2 protein-coding genes are annotated in these 1,843 nt (G+C 63.2%); both read left to right on the top strand.

Features of this window, described 5'->3' with window-relative positions:
* Window positions 1-1,478 (top strand): hypothetical protein (locus tag ACLD7X_RS16520; protein WP_411424777.1); only part of this gene is annotated, 1,478 nt, incomplete at its 5' end.
* A gap of 21 nt (window positions 1,479-1,499) precedes the next feature.
* Window positions 1,500-1,775, top strand: a complete 276-nt coding sequence (locus tag ACLD7X_RS16515; protein ID WP_425625404.1) for a hypothetical protein — start codon at window positions 1,500-1,502, stop codon at window positions 1,773-1,775.
* The last annotated feature ends 68 nt before the right edge of the window (window positions 1,776-1,843 follow it).

The following is a 1,843-nucleotide window of genomic DNA, read 5'->3' as shown; positions in this document are numbered from 1 at the left end:
GAAAGGCGCGTGTCCCCTTCGATGCTCTCCTGATGAACCCGCCCTGGGAGTCGCTCCGCCACGCTTTGCCCGATGGCCATCCGGCTGCCGCGGCGAGGAAGGCGATCGCCGCACGCCTTGGCGAACAGCGGCAAGGTGATGCTGACCTTCCTCTACTCTTCAGCGCCCAGGGGCGCGGCGACAGGAATCTTTATAAGGGCTTTGTGGAGCTTGCCCCGCATCTGCTGCGCGATGGTGGACGCCTCGGCGCGCTGATCCCGGCGGCGCTAGCGTCAGATGCGGGGATGGCGCCGCTCCGGCAGCGCTACCTCAATCAGATCGCGATCGAGCGCTGGTCGGTGATCGAGAACATTGACAGGCTGTTTCCAATCGACAGCCGCTATAAGTTCGGCGTCCTCATCGGTTCCCGGTCGGCCACCGGCACGCATGCGTTCGGTGTACGGGGCATGTGCATCACACTGGCGGAGCTTGGCGCGGAGCACGTCACCCTACAGCGCGAACATCTGGAGCGCCTTGGGGGGCGCGGCAACATGATCCCAGAGGTGCGCTCCCAGCAGGAACTTGAAATCTTATCTCATGTCGCGGCCGTTGGCTCACCCTTCTTCAGCGGAGGCAGCTTAGGCAGCGTGCGCTACACGCGTGAGGTAGACCTCACCCTAGACCGAGCAAAGGGGCTCTTCGCGCGATGGGAGGACTCTGCAGCAACGCAGGGAGCCAAACGGCCTCCGCGTGCAGCAGAACAGGAGCTGGTGCCGCTCGTCGAGGGGCGGATGGTAGGGCAGTATGACTGCTTCCAGAAGAGCTGGGTCAGCGGCTCCGGCCGGACGGCACGATGGGAGCTGAACGGCGACAGACCTTTGGCTTCGTGCCGCCCTCAATTCGTCATCGCGCCGCGTACCGGCAGTGAGGCGCGCGTGGCCATATGCGATGTGACCTCCGCTACCAACACTCGGACGATTCACGCGACGCTCGTCCCGGACGCATGGTGGTGCGGTAACACCGCACCAGTACTTGTGTTCAGGGATCGCACAACCGCACTTGCAGGCTTGGCGATACTCAACTCGATGGTCTTCGATTGGATCGCTCGGCGCTTGGTGTCCGGCCTCCACCTCAACAAGTTTTACCTCGACGCCATGTGGTGGCCTAGGCTGGACGAGGCGGACCTGCGACGTGTCGCAGCCGCTGCGGTCGCACTTTGTGATGCCAACCCTCGCTTTCGCGAAGGTGGCTTCGAAAGTTACTTGGCGGATCGGGGCGAGCCGCAGGATCAGGTTCGTGCGCACGTTCTAATCGAACATACTGTGGCGCGTGGCTTCGGACTCTCCAAGGGCATGGTGCAAGCCATGCTCGATGGTGATCTCTCGGATAGGAGAGGCATGTGGCGCTTTTACGCAGCGCAGCCCTGGGCCAGGGACGTCAAGCGAATGCTGCTAGAACGCATGGGAAGCTGCCGAGGCAGCGTCCGCGACGCCGCGTAACCGCCAGGGCTTGAACGCTCGATGACCGACGAAGAACGGCTCAGCGAGATCAGGCGGATTCTCTACGAATACAGTAACCGGCCGCCCCTCAAGTTCCCGGTGGAGAGCGCGATTCCGAAGATCGCGCGGCGCCTCCTCGACACTGCGAGAGGCCCTTCGAGCCTTTGGACGAAATGGGACAAGGATCGTGAGGCTGTAGCCCAGCGGGCGGCAATCCTATGGGTACCCCTTGATGACCTGCGCGATGCCCTGAACGTAACCGTTGTCTGGGACCCACCTTGCGGCGCGGGCTTCTGATGGTGCGCTGTCGCGGCTGATGTCGCGGTGGGGTTTGGGATGGAGATTGAGGCGGATGCTGTGAGCGC

The organism is Aphanothece microscopica RSMan92 (assembly GCF_046613545.2).
Lineage (GTDB): Bacteria > Cyanobacteriota > Cyanobacteriia > PCC-6307 > Cyanobiaceae > NIES-981.
The sequence above is the reverse complement of the archived record's forward strand: the minus strand, read 5'-3'. Positions and strand labels throughout refer to the sequence as shown.

What these genes read in the sequence shown, in the direction of transcription:
- ACLD7X_RS16515 (WP_425625404.1), top strand. Translation starts at nt 1,500, where the DNA reads ATGACCGACGAAGAACGGCTCAGCGAGATCAGGCGGATTCTCTACGAA.